This window comes from Streptomyces sp. NPDC058045 (genome assembly GCF_042885635.1).
Classification (GTDB): domain Bacteria; phylum Actinomycetota; class Actinomycetes; order Streptomycetales; family Streptomycetaceae; genus Streptomyces.
Genome location: NZ_JBHVRR010000023.1, coordinates 17,922 through 32,156, shown reverse-complemented (window position 1 = coordinate 32,156; position 14,235 = coordinate 17,922). Strand labels below are relative to the sequence as shown.

Genomic DNA, 14,235 nt, shown 5'->3' with positions numbered 1-14,235 from the left:
ACCGCCCCGAGGCCGTGCGAAGGCCCCGCCTCCCTTTCGCAAGGGGGGCGGGGCCATGCGCTGCGCCTAGACGCCGAGGGAGCCTTCCTTGACGCTCTCGATAAATGCCTGCCAGCCGGCCGAGGACATGAAGGCCACGCCGACGGAGAGGTCCTTGGAGTCACGGAATGCCTTACCGGCCACGGTGGCGGCAACCTCGATGCACTCCCCAGCCCCATTGCTGTAGCTGCTCTTGTAGAAGGTCAGGTCGTTATCCTGCATGGCGGTAGTCCTCTGCAACGGTTCTGATCAGTTCGATTGATTTTTCTGGCCTCTCGGAGGAGGCCACCAGACGCTGAAAGATCTCGGCATGACGAGTCAGGTCTGAGTCTTTGTCCAGGTACGTAGCGCTGGTGGGTCCCTCCGAGTATGCGATAGACCCGGGCACGTCTTCGAAGGACAGGTACGAGAAGCTGTACCCCATAGCCACATGGCTACCAGCATCGAAGGGCAGCACCTGGACCGTGACCGTTGGGAGGGATTCGGCTACATCGGCAAGGACCTGTAGCTGCTCAGACATGACGTCATTCGACCCGACAACGCGCCGGATGACGGCTTCATTGACGATCGCCCACACGCGGGGCGGGTCTTCGTTGGTCAGGATCTCCTGACGCTGCACTCGTGCACTTGCACGGACTTCCACTTCGTCGGCCGACAACTCTGGATTCATCGACCCGATGACAGCTCGTGCGTAGCCCTCAGTCTGAAACAAGCCGGGCACCAGCTCAGTCTGGTAGGTCCAGATCGACGCTGCGTCCGACTCGAATCCTAGATACGGCTTAAGCCAGTCCGGAAGCGCCTCTCCGTAGCTATGCCACCAGCCATTTTGGCGGCTCCTGCGGGCCAGCGAAATGAACTGGCGGACGTCCTGGGGGTCCTCAACTCCGTAGCGTGCGAGAAGAAGTTGAGCGTCCTGGTCGGAGAGCGGGGACTTACCACTCTCAATCCGGGAGACCTTCGACTCGGACCACCCCAGCGCCTTGGCCACCTGAGCAGCAGTCATGTCATTGGACTGACGCATCTTGCGCAGCTCAGTGCCAAGCCGCCGCCTCAGCACGGTTGGACTGCCTGCCAACAGAACCTCCCAGGTTGCGAGTGCAGGTCCATAGTCTGCCACCCCTCTACCGGCGCCCACCACTGTCGCCACTTTCATGCACGTTCACGACTCGTGCACTTGCATGGAACCGTCTCCGGGTGCATCCTACTTCGCAGACAGCAACGAGGTAGTTACTCGCTCTGTCAACAGATCTATTTACAGCGGCAGTTGGTCACTCAGGCCGACGTCGCATACGTCGAAAGGGGCTGCGATGCAGGGGGAACACTGGACCGCCGAGGACTCCGAGGCCGCCGTAAAGGAGCTACGGGGAGCTCTGGACCGCGCCGCGGTCACCATCCCCTCCCTCGGCGTCGATTTCGGCGCCTTCACCTACGACCAGCCACTGGTGGAACTCGGCCGGATCCGGCCGGACATCGCGCTCCGGTTGGCCGAGGTCATCAGCAGGGGAGCGAAACAGCCGTGATCGAGAATCCGGAGGTCCACTCCTTCGTCTACGACGAAGCCAGCAGCAAGGTTGGCGAGGTCATGGACATCATGGGCGCGCGCGTCGCGTTGCGTCCCCCAAGGGGCGGCTGCGAGTGGTGGGCCGAGATGAAGAGCTTGCGCCCCCCGAAGAAGCCCGAACTGCTGAAGGCGAAGCTGGCGCAGGTCAATCACAACTCGATCATCGGCTTCCCGTGAAGCGGCTCGCCAGCTACGCCGGACCCATCTTCGCTAGCTCGATCATCGGGAGCTGCGCTCTGGTGGTCGTGCTGATTTTCCGAGCCTCCCCCTGAACCACCGCCCCCGTAGTCCAGCACCTGCGGGGGTGGTCCCTGAGCCCCGGCCGATTCTCGTCCCCCGCGAGACGGCCGGGGCTCCTTTTCTATTTGGCGTCGCCACGGCGTGAGACCCTGAGTCCTGTCCCAGGCTCCCGGCTTCATCACCCGGGCCTCTCCCCGGGACGCAGAAGCCCCCTGGAATTCGCCAAGGAGGCGGGGCCTTCGTCAATTCCCGCTGCGGCGGCGGCAGTTCACGGCCGGACCGGGCGGGGGCGGGCTCGGGTCAGAGGCGGTGGAGGCGCCACAGCCGGAAGACTCCGGTGCCGTCCGAGAGGTACTGGCCGCCGGTGACGTCCTCGGTGGAGAGCACGTAGTCCTTGCGCTGCCAGAGCGGGATCAGCGGCACATCGTGGGCCACCGTCCGCTGCAGGGTGCGGAGTTGGGCGGTGATGCGGCTGCGGTCGGCGTACCGCTGGGTGTCGGTGATCAGGGTGTCGACCTGGTGGCTGCTGTAGCCGTTCTTCATGGCGGCGCCGCTGCCGACGAGTTGGTCGGTGAAGGTGTCCGGGTCGGGGAAGTCGGCGACCCAGCCCACCGCGTAGGCGTCGAGCTTGCCGGCGGCGTACCGGTGCTGGAAGTCGGTCCACTCGTAGCCCTTGGGCTCCATCCGGAAGAGGCCGGAGGCGTTGAGCTGGCGGGCCAGTTCGGTGGCCTCGGCCTGGGGGGCGACGCCCTTGCCGTAGCCGAAGGAGAAGCGGACCGGGGTCTTCACACCGGCGTCGCGCAGCAGGGCCTCGGCCTTCTTCCGGTCGGGCCGCTGGTAGGCGTCGAAGAAGGCGGTGGTGTGGCCGATGAGGCCGCGCGGCACCAGCGAGTAGAGGGGCTCGACGGTGCCCCGGTAGACGGTGCCGCCGAGCCGGTCCCGGTCGATGAGCCGGGCCAGCGCCTCCCGTACCCGGCGGTCGTGGAAGGGCGAGCCGGAACGGACGTTGAGGTAGAGATTGCGGGTCTCGGCGCTGTCGCTGGTGGTGACCCGGGCGTTCTTGTCAGCCGCGTCCGCTCCGGCGAGCAGTCCGGGCGAGAGGGTGCGGGTGGCGACGTCGACCCGCTTGCCCTTCCAGGCCGCGTCGAGCGCCGCGGAGTCGCCGTAGTAGCGCAGTACCGCGGCGTGTCCGGCCCGCTCGGCGGCGCCCCGGTAGCCGCTGTTCGGCTTGAGGGTGGCGGAGGTGCCGGGGCGGTAGGAGTCCAGCCGGTAGACGCCGGTGCCGTCCACGGTGCGGCCGGTGCGGAGCTTGCCGGCCGGGTAGATGGTGCGGTCCACGATGGAGCCGGCGCCGGTGGCCAGCTTGAACGGGAAGGTCGCGTCGGGGTGCTTGAGGTGGAAGGTGACGGTGCCGCCGTCGGCGTCCACCCGGTCCAGGCCGGAGAAGAGGGGCGCCGGGCCCACCTTGGCGTTGATGGCCCGCAGCCGGTCGAAGGAGAACTTCACATCGGCGGCGGTCATCTTCCGGCCGCTCGGGAAGGCCGGCCCGGTGCGCAACTCGCAGCGGTAGGTGGTCAGTTCGCTGCCCTGGAAGCCGCAGCGGCGGGCGGCGTCCGGCACCGGCTCCACCCCGTCCGGCTCGAAGGTCAGCAGCGACTGGAAGACATTGCTGAACAGCGCCCAGGAACCGGCGTCATAGGCACCGGCCGGGTCGAGCGAGGTGATGGTGTCGGTGGTGCCGACGGTGATGGCACGGCCGTCCTGGTGATCGGAAGGCAGCAACTGCCAGCCGCCCACGGCGACGACGGCGAGTGCCGCCAGTACAACGATGATCCGTTTGCGAACAGACCGCATCCGCGCCCCTCCCCGGTAACGCGCAAACTCAACCACACCCCTTTTGCAGGAAGGAAGGGGGAATTTCACGAAGAAGCCGCAGGTGAGACCAGGCTCACAGCTATGTCGCACCTGGTGGCAAAAGGTACGGGTACGGTGACAGCCGCCAACCGGGTTGCGGGCAGGGGGAGTTGAGGCAAGGCGGGCGCCTCGGGAGGGGGCGGGCGTTCAGGTCTGGCGGGAGGCCAGTTGGACCACGGTGATGTCGGAGGGCGCGCCCACCCGCACCGGCGGACCCCAGGCCCCGGCGCCCCGCGTCACATAGAGCTGGGTGTCGCCGTACCGCTCCAGACCGGCCACCGTCGGATTGGCCAGCGCCGCCAGGTAGTTGCCCGGCCAGAGCTGCCCGCCGTGGGTGTGCCCGGAGAGCTGGAGGTCCACCCCGTACTCGACGGCCTGGTCGATGACGACCGGCTGGTGGGCGAGGAGGACGGAGGCGCGGCCGCGGTCCCGGTCCCCGAGGGCGCGGGCGAAGTCGGGGCCCTGGCCCTCGCTCTCGCCCGCCACGTCGTTGACCCCGGCGAGGTCGAAGCCGGGGAGTTCGGTACGGGCGTTCTCCAGCGGGTGCAGGCCGAGTTCGCGGACCTTCTGGACCCACTGGGCGGCGCCGGAGAAGTACTCGTGGTTCCCGGTGACGAAGTACGCGCCGTGCCGGGCCTCCAGTCCGGCGAGGGGCTCGGCGGCCGGGCCCAGGTCCTTCACATCGCCGTCCACCAGGTCACCGACGACGGCGATCAGATCGGGCCGGGTCGAGTTGACGGTGTCCACCACCCGGCGGGCGAAGCCGCGGCCGAGGGCGGGCCCGAGGTGGATGTCGCTGACCACGGCGATCCGGAAGCCGTGCGCGGACCGCGGCAGTTTGGCCAGCGGCACCGTGATCCGCTTCACCGAGGGCCCGTTGAGCACCCCGTACGCCCCAGCGCCCACGGTCCCAGCGGCGGCGGCCACGGCCGCGGTGCCCACGATCCGGGAGACGAAGAGACGCCGCGAGGGACCCCCGGCCCCCGGCACGGCCAGCGTGGCGACGGCGGTGGCCCCCTCGGAGACCTCGGCACCGTCGGCCCCGGCGACCGCCACCTCCGCGGACTCAGCGGACTCGGCGTGCACCGCAGGCTCCTCGGCCCCGGCACCCGCCGCCCCTGCCCGCCGCTCCAACACCCGCCGCAGCAGCGGCCGTACGGCCTCCCCGACCAGGACCGCGAACAGCAGGTACAGGACGAAGGCCAGCCAGAGGAAGCCGGGCCAGGCGAGTACCTGCTGCAACCGGAACGGCATCCCGGTACGGCCGCCGACGAGGGTGGCGAGCAGCAGCAGCGGCCCCGCCCAGAAGACGGCGGTACCGGCCCGCCGGGCGGCCGAGCCGGGGCGCAGGGTGTCGCCCACCACCCGCCGCCACAGATAGCGGTGCAGCGCGGCGAACACCGCCAGCACCACCAGACCCACCACAACCGCCACGACGACCATCCGCCGCCTCTCCCCTCAACCCGTCCTCGATACAACCGAGTTCGATCCGCCCGACTTCGCCCGGCCCGTCACCTGTGCGCGGTCGGCGCCGGGCGGGCCGGTCACCGCGGGCTTCGTCGCAGGGCCCGCACTCCGCGGAACCCGATGGCCCCGACCACCGTCCCCAAGACAAACGAGACGACGGCGAGCAGCAGGTGGACCCAGAAGTACGCGGTGGGATCGCCCGCGTCGTCGAAGGCGAGCCCGCTGCCGTCCTTCCATAGATTTTTCACGAAAGTGATCCAGATGACCCAACTCCACACCCCGAAGGCGAGCAGGAACCAGGACACGGGGCGGCTGAGCTTCATGGGTCCAGTATCGTGGGGGCCCGGCCGCGCTTCCCGGTCGGGGGGTGCGGCCCCGGGGCGCGGTCATTCGGCCACCTCGGGGTCCGGGCGCACAGCGAGTGCCGGTATTTTTCCGTCCGTGCCTCCCTCCACTGTGTCCCCGCTCGCCCGCCATCGCCGGGCGATAGCCGCGCTGCTCGCCTCCGGCTCCGTACTGCTCCCCCTGGCGACCGCCGGGCCCGCCGCGGCCGACGGTGCGCCCGCCGGCCCGCTTCGGCCGCCCGCCCATATGTCGGAGGTGGGCGGCGCCCGGCTCGGGCAGCCCGGTACCCAGGTCGATCTGGGGGCCGGCGCCCCCGTGCTGCCGAAGAAGGTCACGGCGCGCTCCTGGATCGTGTCGGACGCCGAGTCGGGGCAGGTGCTGGCGGCGCACAACGCGCACTGGAAGCTGGCGCCCGCCTCCACCCTGAAGATGCTCTTCGCCGACACCCTGCTGCCCCGCTTCGACCGGGACGAGAAGCACCGGGTGGAGTCGGCCGACCTGGCGGGCATGGGCGCCGGCTCCAGCCTGGTCGGGGTGAAGGAGAAGGAGACGTACACCGTGCACGACCTGTGGCTGGGGGTCTTCCTCCGGTCCGGGAACGACGCGGTGCACGTCCTGGCCGCGATGAACGGCGGCGTCCCCAAGACGGTGCGGGACATGCAGCAGAAGGCGGACGCGCTCCAGGCCCGCGACACCACCGTGGTCACCCCCGACGGCTACGACGAGAAGGGCCAGGTGTCCTCGGCCTACGACCTGACACTGTTCGCGCGGTCCGGGTTGCAGAACAAGGACTTCCGGGAGTACTGCTCCACGGCGCGGGCGAAGTTCCCCGGGGAGACGAAGAAGACCAAGAAGGGCACCCAGCGCGGCAGTTTCGAGATCCAGAACACCAACCGGCTGATGACCGGCGACTACGGCCTCGACCCGTACAAGGGCATCGCCGGGGTCAAGAACGGCAACACCACCAACGCGGGCGCCACCTTCACCGGGGTCGCGGAACGCGATGGGCGGGTGCTGCTGGTGACGGTGATGCATCCGGACTCCGTGGAGAGCCACGGCGTCTACCAGGAGGCCGCCCGCCTGCTGGACTGGGGCTTCAAGGCGTCCGGGAAGGCGCAGCCGGTCGGCAGCCTGGTCCCGCCGAAGGGCGCCGCCGGGCCTGGCTCCGGGCCCCAGGACGGCACGGACGGCAAGGACGGCGGCGGGAAGAAGGACAGCGGCGCCGGTGGCAAGTCGGTCGTCCAGGCGGGGCACGGGTCCGGTGGGGCCGGGGTGGCGCTGGGCATCGCCGGCGGGGCGCTGGTGGTGCTGGCGGCGGGCGCCTGGCTGGTCAACCGCCGCTGGCCGCTGCGCCGTCGCCGGGCCTGAAGCGGTGCGCCCCGCCCGTACCGGCACCACCGGGCGGGGCGTCCTGGCCGGGTTCCCCGTCCGGTTCCGGTTCGGTTTCGCCGTCTTGCTCGGGTTCCTCGGCGTCGCGGCCGGGGACGGCGGTCCAGGCGGCGCAGAACAGTAGCAGCCGGGCGGTGAAGTTGATCCACAGCAGCAGGGCGACCGGCACCCCGAAGGTGCCGTACATGCTGCGGGCGGCGATGCCCTTGATGTAGCCGCCGATGAGGAGTTTCAGCAGTTCGAAGCCAACGGCGCCGAGGACGGCCGCGGTGATCAACTGGCGGCGCCTCGGCTCCACCCGGGGCAGCAGGGTGAGGACGTAGAGCAGGACCAGGAAGTCGGCGAGGACGGCCGCGGCGAAGGCGACTCCCCGCAGGGCGGCCCGGCCCCAGCCCTGTTCGTCGAGGCCGAGGAGGTCGGCGCCCCAGCCCACGGCGCTGGAGGCGAGGGCGGAGGCGACCACCGAGGCGAGGCCCGCACCGCCGAGCCCGAGCAGCACCACGGCGTCCTTGGCCTTGCGCAGGATCGGGTTGCCGGGGTCCTCGGGGAGTTCCCAGACGACGCGCAGGCACTCGCGCATGGAGCCGATCCAGCCGATGCCGGTGAAGAGCAGGGCGGCGCCCGCGATGGCGCCGACGGTGCCCGCGTTCTGCACCAGGGCCTGGATGTCGAGCTGCTCGGCGATACCGGGGACCTGCTCGGAGATCTTCTGCTCCAGCCTGCGTTCGCCGCTGCTGGAGAGGGTGGCGGCGGCGACCGCGGCGGCCACGGTGATCAGCGGGAAGAGCGCGACAAAGCTGATGAAGGTCATGGCCGCGGCCAGCCGCGACCACTTCACCCGCTCCAGCCGCTCGTATGACCGCCAGAGATGCGTGGTCATCAGCCGCTCCACGAGCGGGCCGGCGACGGGGAGATTTTTCAGCCAGTCCATGAGCTGCGCCTGCCCCCTCCCGGCCCGGACTCACCTGCGGGACGGCAATCAGTGTCGGAGTTGTGATCTGCGGATTCCGGGAGGCGGGCGCCACGGCCGCCGAAGACCAGGGTGCGGGTGCCCCAGAAGCGGAGCACGGTGGCGAGCGCCATACCGACGCCGGAACCGGACACCGTGTCGGCCCGCGGCGAGGTCAGGCCCAGCCCGTAGTGCGAGACGGCCAGGCACAGGAGCTGCACGAGGGCGCCGGCCGCGTTGACCGCGAGGAAGACGGTGAAGCGGCGCAGGGCGGGGCCGCGGGCGGCGGTACCGCGGTAGGTGCCGAGCGAGTTGCCGGCGTAGGCGATGGCGCAACCGGCCGTGAACGAGAGGGACTTGGCGGTGAGCGGGTCGAGTCCGGCGGGGCCGCGCAGCAGCACGAAGAGGGCGAGGTCGGCGGCGTAGGCGCAGCCGCCGGCGAGGGCGAAGCCGAGGAGTTCGCCGCGGGCGGGGTGTCTCAGGAGGCTCACCAATTGGCGACGGCGAGGCCGTAGAGGCCGAGCCAGAGGAGGCCGATGACGGCGAGCGCCCGGTCGTGCAGGACGACGTCCTCCGGTTCACCCGCGGTGCCGCGGTCGGCGAAGACGGCGTAGCGCAGTACGGCGAGGGTGAAGGCGACCATGGAGAGCTGGCGCCAGGGCAGCAGGCCGCCGGCGGGGGTGCCGCCGCTCTCCATGGCCCACAGGCAGTAGCCGAGGACGGCCACCCCGGCGGCGAGCTGCCAGACGAAGCGCAGATAGCCGGTGGTGTACTCGGTGAGCAGGGCGCGGGTGGCGCCGGCCCGCCCGGCCATCTGCACGGCTTCCGAGTACCGCTTGGCGGCGACCATGAAGAGCGCGCCGAAGCCGGTGGTGATGAGGAACCAGCGGGACAGCGGGATGCCCAGGGCGAGCCCGCCGATCATGGCCCGCAGCAGGAAGCCGGTGGTGACGACGGTGAGGTCGACCACCAGGACGTGTTTCAGGCTGACGCAGTAGGCGTACTGGAGCACGAGGTAGCCGGCGAGGACGGCCACGGTGGCGGGGCCGCAGAGCAGGGCGGCGGCCAGCGGCGCGGCGAGGCCGAGGGCGAGCCCGGTGGCGTAGGCGGCGGGGACGGGGACCTGCCCGGCGGCGACGGGACGGCGGCGCTTGACCGGGTGGGCGCGGTCGGCCTCGGCGTCCCGGGCGTCGTTGACCAGGTAGACGGCGGCCGAGGCGGCGGTGAACAGGGCGAAGACCAGGGCGAGTTGGGTGAGCGCGTGGACGGAGAAGAGGCGTCCCGCGGCGGCCGGCGCGGCGACCACCAGGAGGTTCTTCGGCCACTGGCGGGGGCGTGCGGTGCGCAGCAGTCCCAGTGCCGTCCCGAGCGGTCCGCGGCGCGGGCCGCCGGGCCCGGTGCCCGCGGGCGCCGGCGGCTCCAGCAGCGCGGTACGGCCTCCGGTACGCGACGGGAACGGGACGGAACGGTCAGGCAACTGCGCCACGGTCGGTGCCTTTCGCGGTGGGGAGCCGGGTCATCCAGCGGGCGCCGAGCCGCGCGGTGAGCGCGCCGAGGGCCACACCGGCGGCGACATCGGAGGGGTAGTGCACGCCGACGACGAGCCGGGACAGGCACATGGCGGCGGCGAGCGGCAGGACCGCGCACAGCCCCGGGGGCCGCAGCGCGGCGCAGGCGACGGCGGCGGCGGCCGCGGAGGTGGCGTGCGAGCTGGGGAACGAGTGCCGGCCCGCGGTGCTGACGCGGGGCGCCACCCGGTGCGGGCGGGGTCGGCGCACCAGGCGTTTGACGCCCATGCTGGCGAGGTGGGCGCCGGCGGTGACGGCGGTGCCGCGGAGCCAGGCGGTGCGGTGGGCCGGGTCGGCGGCGGCGCCGGTGAGTCCGGCGGCGAGCCAGAGGGCGCCGTGTTCACCGCTGTGGGAGAGGATCCGGGCGGCGGCGGCGATCCGGGGGCGGTCTCCGTGGGCGTGTGCGGCGGCCAGCAGCCGGTGGTCGAGGTCCCGCAGGGTGCGCTCCTGGTGCATGGTCTTGGCTCGGCGCCTTCCTCGTCCGGCCGCGCGCACGGTGGTCCGCGGCGGGCCTGGTCCGGGGGCCGACTCTTCTACGGCGAGGCGGACAAGCTGTCCATCCGATAGACCGACACTCCGTTGATCCACCCATTCCGGTGAGTAATCCACCAGAGAGCAACAGACGTATCAAAGCGGGGCAACATCCGGCGATACGGTCACCGTCATGTCTGCCGACACCGCCCCCTCCCCCGAGCCCTTCGCGGCGGTCACCGGCTGGGGCCGCACCGCCCCCACCGCCGCCCGGCTGATCCGCCCCCGCAGCTATCAGGAAGCCGCCGACGCGGTACGCGCCTGCGCGGCGGCGGGCGAGCGCGGCGGCATCGCCCGGGGCCTGGGCCGCGCCTACGGGGACGCCGCGCAGAACGCCGGGGGCCGCGTCCTCGACATGACCGGGCTGGACCGCATCCACCGCATCGACGCCGCCGGGGGCACCGTGGTCTGCGACGCCGGGGTGAGCCTGCACCGGCTGATGGAGGTGCTGCTGCCGCTCGGCTGGTTCGTACCGGTCACCCCCGGCACCCGCTATGTCACCGTCGGCGGGGCCATCGGCGCCGACATCCACGGCAAGAACCACCATGTCTCCGGCTCCTTCTGTCGGCACGTCGAGTCCTTCGAACTGCTCACCGCGGACGGCACGGTGCGCACCGTGGAGCCCGGCACCCCGCTCTTCGACGCCACCGCGGGCGGTATGGGCCTGACCGGAGTGGTGCTCACCGCGGTGGTGCGGCTGCTGCCCGTGCAGACCTCGTTCATGACGGTCGACACCGAACGGGCCACCGACCTCGACGACTTGATGGCGCGGCTCACCGCCACCGACCACCGATACCGCTACTCCGTCGCCTGGATCGACCTGCTGGCCCGCGGCGCCGCCCTGGGCCGCGCCGTCCTCACCCGCGGCGACCACGCCCCCCTGGACGCGCTGCCCCGCCGCCACCGCCGCGCCCCCCTCGCCTTCCGCCCCGGCCAACTCCCCGCCGCCCCCGAGCTGTTGCCCGACGGACTGCTGGGCCGCGGCTCCGTCGGCCTCTTCAACGAGCTGTGGTACCGGCGGGCGCCCCGGCTCAGGCGCGGCCAACTCCAGCGCCTCACCGCCTTCTTCCACCCACTGGACGGCGTACCGCACTGGAACCGGGTGTACGGGCGGGCCGGGTTCGTGCAGTACCAGTTCGTCGTCGGGCAGGAGCGGCAGGACGCGCTGAGGCGGATCGTGCGGCGGATCTCGGACCGGCGGTGCCCGTCCTTCCTCGCGGTGCTCAAGCGCTTCGGCGAGTCCGACCCGGGCTGGCTGTCGTTCCCCTCCCCCGGCTGGACCCTCGCCCTGGACATCCCCGCCGGAATGCCCGGACTCGGCGGTTTCCTGGACGAGTTGGACGAGGAGGTGGCCGGGGCCGGCGGCCGGGTCTACCTCGCCAAGGACGCCCGGCTGCGGCCCGAGCTGCTGGGCGCGATGTATCCGCGGCTGGACCGATTCCGGGAGCTGCGCGCCGAGTTGGACCCGCGCGGCGTCTTCACCTCGGACCTCTCCCGCCGACTCGGCCTCTGACGTACCCAGACCTCACACCACCAGGAGCGTGATCGCTGTGAAGGACGCCTTCGGCGCACCCCAGTCCCTGCTCGTGCTCGGCGGCGCCTCCGAGATCGCCGTGGCCACCGCCCGCCGGCTGATCGCCCGCCGCACCCGCACCGTATGGCTCGCCGGCCGCCCCTCCCCCGGCCTGGAGGCCGCCGCCGGGGAACTGCGCGCGCTGGGCGCCGAGGTGCACACCGTGGACTTCGACGCACTGGACCCGGAGGGGCACGAGGCCGCCCTCGGCAAGGTCTTCGCGGAGGGCGATGTGGACCTGGTGCTGCTGGCCTTCGGGGTCCTCGGCGACCAGGCGCACGACGAGAGCGACCCGGCCGCCGCGGTCCGCGTCGCGCAGACCAACTACACCGGCGCGGTCTCCGCCGGCCTGGTCTGCGCGGCCGCGCTCCAGCAGCAGGGCCACGGTTCGCTGGTGGTGCTCTCCTCGGTGGCCGGCGAGCGGGCCCGCCGCGCCAACTTCATCTACGGATCGAGCAAGGCCGGCCTGGACGCCTTCGCCCAGGGCCTCGGCGACGCCCTGCACGGCACCGGGGTGCACGTCCTGGTGGTACGGCCGGGCTTCGTACGGTCCCGGATGACGGCCGGGCTGCCCGAGGCGCCGATGGCGACCACTCCGCAGGCGGTGGCGCAGGCCGTGGAGAGCGGGCTGCGGCGGCGGGCGGAGACGGTGTGGGTGCCGGGGCGGCTCCGGCTGGTGATGTCCGCGGTGCGCCATCTGCCGCGGCCGCTCTTCCGGCGCCTGCCGGTCTGAACGGCCGCGGCGGAACCGTTCAGGCGGGCAGGCGGGCGGTGCAGGCGCCGGGCTGCGGTGGCACCAGGCCGCCGAAGCTGAAGTCGCGCAGCTTGCGCCAGACCAGGTCCGTGCCCTGCTCGTAGAGGGAGAAGCCGGTGCACGGCCACTCCGCCTCATAGCCCGACAGCTCCTCGAAGGCCCGGTCCATGGCCGCCTCGTCGATCCCGTGCGCCACCGTGACATGCGGGTGGTACGGGAAGAGCAGCTCGCGGGCGACGGGGCCGGCCGGGTCGCGGACCTGGGCCTGGAGCCGGGTGCAGGCCTCCGCCCCGTCGGCGACCCGGACGAAGACCACCGGGGACACCGGGCGGAAGGTGCCGGTGCCCGCGAGCCGCATCGGGAAGCACCGCTCCGCGTCGGCGACGCCCTGGAGGTGGGCCTCGATGGCGGGGATCGCCGCCCGTTCCGTCTCGGTGGGCGGCAGCAGTGTGACGTGCGTCGGGATGCCGTGGGCCGCCTGGTCGCCGAAACCCGCCCGGCGCGCCTGGAGCGTGCTGCCGTACGGCTCCGGGACCGCGATCGACACACCGATCGTTACGGACCCCACGTCGTACCTCCCGTCCTGCTGTCGCAACTGCCTGAAGTGTGCTGTGAGTTGAGGGCGGCCGGGGCCGCGGTCAGTGCTTGGCCGGGAGGAAGCCCACCCGGTCGTAGGCCTGGGCGAGGGTCTCGGCGGCGACCGCACGGGCCTTCTCCGCGCCCTTGGCGAGGATGGAGTCCAGCGTCTCCGGGTCGTCCAGATACTGCTGGGTGCGCTCCCGGAAGGGTGTCACGAAGTCGACCATGACCTCGGCGAGGTCCGTCTTCAGCGCACCGTAGCCCTTGCCGGCGTACTTCTGCTCCAGTTCGCCGATACCGGTTCCGGTGAGGGTGGAGTAGATGCTCAGCAGATTGCTCACGCCGGGCTTGGCCTCGCGGTCGAAGCGGATCACCGTGTCGGTGTCGGTGACGGCGCTCCTGACCTTCTTCGCGGTGGCCTTCGGCTCGTCGAGCAGGCTGACCAGGCCCTTGGGGGTGGCGGCCGACTTGCTCATCTTGGCCGACGGCTCCTGGAGGTCGTAGATCTTCGCCGTCTCCTTGAGGATGTACGCGCCGGGGACGGTGAAGGTGTCGCCGTAGGTGGTGTTGAAGCGCTCGGCGAGGGTGCGGGTCAGCTCCAGGTGCTGGCGCTGGTCCTCGCCCACCGGCACCTCGTCGGCCTGGTAGAGCAGGATGTCGGCGACCATCAGCATCGGGTAGGTGAAGAGGCCGACCGAGGTGCGGTCGCTGCCGTGCCGGGCCGACTTGTCCTTGAACTGCGTCATCCGGGACGCCTCGCCGAAGCCGGTGAGGCAGGTGATGATCCAGCCGAGCTGGACGTGCTCGGGCACATGGCTCTGCACGAAGAGGGTGCAGCGCTCCGGGTCGAGCCCGGCCGCCAGGAGCTGTGCCACCGACAGGCGGGTGTTGTGCCGCAGCTCCGCCGGGTCCTGCGGCACGGTGATCGCGTGCTGGTCCACCACCATGTAGAACGCGTCGTGCGACTCCTGGAGAGCCACCCACTGGCGTACGGCGCCGAGGTAGTTGCCCAGGTGGAAGGAGCCGGAGGTGGGCTGGATACCGGAGAGCACACGGGGACGGGTGCCCCGGGCGGGGCCGCTCGGCTGCGTGTTGCCGGCGGTGACGGATGAGCGGTCGGTGGCCATGTCCCTCATTCTCTCAGGTGTCCGCGACAGCTTGGGAACGGATCTCCCACGGCCCCGCCACGGACCCGCCGCCCCGCCCCCGCCCGGCCCGCGGACCGGGCAGGACACCCCGCCCGGGGCGCCCGCTGAGACGAGGAACACACCCGCCCCGTCCCGCCGGCGATCCGGTGGCAGTCCGCGGCCACCGGAAGGTTTCCTC

General features: G+C 71.6%; 16 protein-coding genes. 5 read left to right on the top strand and 11 right to left on the bottom strand.

The features are described from left to right. Window positions 1-66: 66 nt before the first annotated feature. Window positions 67-261, bottom strand: coding sequence for a DUF397 domain-containing protein (locus ACFVST_RS16270; protein ID WP_390151496.1), 195 nt, complete (start codon window positions 259-261; stop codon window positions 67-69). Next, window positions 251-1,192 carry a helix-turn-helix domain-containing protein gene (locus ACFVST_RS16265; RefSeq protein ID WP_390151493.1) on the bottom strand — a complete coding sequence of 314 codons (942 nt, stop codon included), beginning with the start codon at window positions 1,190-1,192 and terminating at the stop codon, window positions 251-253. Before ACFVST_RS16265 ends, ACFVST_RS16270 begins: the two co-directional genes overlap by 11 nt. A 154-nt stretch (window positions 1,193-1,346) precedes the next feature. Between ACFVST_RS16265 and ACFVST_RS16260 the strand changes: the two genes are divergently transcribed. Then, a complete protein-coding gene (locus ACFVST_RS16260) occupies window positions 1,347-1,559 on the top strand; it encodes a hypothetical protein (protein ID WP_390151491.1) in 213 nt (70 codons plus the stop codon). After that, on the top strand, window positions 1,556-1,777 hold the full coding sequence (locus tag ACFVST_RS16255) for a hypothetical protein (protein ID WP_390151489.1): 222 nt from the start codon (window positions 1,556-1,558) through the stop codon (window positions 1,775-1,777). Before ACFVST_RS16260 ends, ACFVST_RS16255 begins: the two co-directional genes overlap by 4 nt. 363 nt (window positions 1,778-2,140) lie before the next feature. Here the strand turns inward: ACFVST_RS16255 and ACFVST_RS16250 are convergent, their stop codons facing one another. The 3 genes from ACFVST_RS16250 to ACFVST_RS16240 all read right to left on the bottom strand — a co-directional run bounded on the left by ACFVST_RS16250 (window position 2,141) and on the right by ACFVST_RS16240 (window position 5,544). Further along, window positions 2,141-3,694: an ABC transporter substrate-binding protein gene (locus ACFVST_RS16250; RefSeq protein WP_390151487.1), complete on the bottom strand. Its 1,554-nt coding sequence runs from the start codon at window positions 3,692-3,694 to the stop codon at window positions 2,141-2,143. Window positions 3,695-3,901: 207 nt separating this feature from the next. After that, entirely contained in the window at window positions 3,902-5,197 is a 1,296-nt protein-coding gene (locus ACFVST_RS16245) for a metallophosphoesterase (protein WP_390151484.1), read from the bottom strand. 101 nt (window positions 5,198-5,298) lie between these two features. Then, complete coding sequence (locus tag ACFVST_RS16240) at window positions 5,299-5,544, bottom strand: SCO4848 family membrane protein (RefSeq protein ID WP_390151481.1); 246 nt, start codon at window positions 5,542-5,544, stop codon at window positions 5,299-5,301. Between the two features lie 118 nt (window positions 5,545-5,662). Between ACFVST_RS16240 and ACFVST_RS16235 the strand changes: the two genes are divergently transcribed. Further along, window positions 5,663-6,934 carry a D-alanyl-D-alanine carboxypeptidase family protein gene (locus ACFVST_RS16235; RefSeq protein WP_390151479.1) on the top strand — a complete coding sequence of 424 codons (1,272 nt, stop codon included), beginning with the start codon at window positions 5,663-5,665 and terminating at the stop codon, window positions 6,932-6,934. Here the strand turns inward: ACFVST_RS16235 and ACFVST_RS16230 are convergent. From ACFVST_RS16230 to ACFVST_RS16215, 4 genes are read right to left on the bottom strand one after another with little or no spacing between them, the layout of a single operon-like run. After that, the gene (locus ACFVST_RS16230) at window positions 6,897-7,886 is read right to left on the bottom strand and encodes a YihY/virulence factor BrkB family protein (protein ID WP_390151476.1); all 990 of its coding nucleotides are present in this window, start codon (window positions 7,884-7,886) and stop codon (window positions 6,897-6,899) included. The genes ACFVST_RS16235 and ACFVST_RS16230 overlap by 38 nt on opposite strands. Beyond that, entirely contained in the window at window positions 7,874-8,398 is a 525-nt protein-coding gene (locus ACFVST_RS16225; RefSeq protein WP_390151473.1) for a GtrA family protein, read from the bottom strand. Before ACFVST_RS16225 ends, ACFVST_RS16230 begins: the two co-directional genes overlap by 13 nt. Further along, a complete protein-coding gene (locus ACFVST_RS16220; protein WP_390151646.1) occupies window positions 8,392-9,330 on the bottom strand; it encodes a decaprenyl-phosphate phosphoribosyltransferase in 939 nt (312 codons plus the stop codon). The genes ACFVST_RS16225 and ACFVST_RS16220 overlap by 7 nt, the downstream gene beginning before the upstream one ends. A gap of 43 nt (window positions 9,331-9,373) precedes the next feature. After that, window positions 9,374-9,928, bottom strand: a complete 555-nt coding sequence (locus ACFVST_RS16215; RefSeq protein ID WP_390151471.1) for a phosphatase PAP2 family protein — start codon at window positions 9,926-9,928, stop codon at window positions 9,374-9,376. 208 nt (window positions 9,929-10,136) lie between these two features. Here ACFVST_RS16215 and ACFVST_RS16210 point away from each other — a divergent pair, with 208 nt between their 5' ends. Then, window positions 10,137-11,516, top strand: coding sequence for an FAD-binding protein (locus tag ACFVST_RS16210; protein ID WP_390151468.1), 1,380 nt, complete (start codon window positions 10,137-10,139; stop codon window positions 11,514-11,516). A 37-nt stretch (window positions 11,517-11,553) separates the two neighbouring features. Beyond that, complete coding sequence (locus tag ACFVST_RS16205; protein ID WP_390151644.1) at window positions 11,554-12,309, top strand: decaprenylphospho-beta-D-erythro-pentofuranosid-2-ulose 2-reductase; 756 nt, start codon at window positions 11,554-11,556, stop codon at window positions 12,307-12,309. 19 nt (window positions 12,310-12,328) lie between these two features. Here the strand turns inward: ACFVST_RS16205 and ACFVST_RS16200 are convergent, their stop codons facing one another. Both ACFVST_RS16200 and trpS read right to left on the bottom strand, forming a co-directional pair. Further along, on the bottom strand, window positions 12,329-12,898 hold the full coding sequence (locus ACFVST_RS16200; RefSeq protein WP_390151466.1) for a 2'-5' RNA ligase family protein: 570 nt from the start codon (window positions 12,896-12,898) through the stop codon (window positions 12,329-12,331). Between the two features lie 70 nt (window positions 12,899-12,968). Continuing rightward, entirely contained in the window at window positions 12,969-14,045 is a 1,077-nt protein-coding gene (trpS, locus tag ACFVST_RS16195) for a tryptophan--tRNA ligase (RefSeq protein WP_390151463.1), read from the bottom strand. Window positions 14,046-14,235 lie beyond the last annotated feature (190 nt).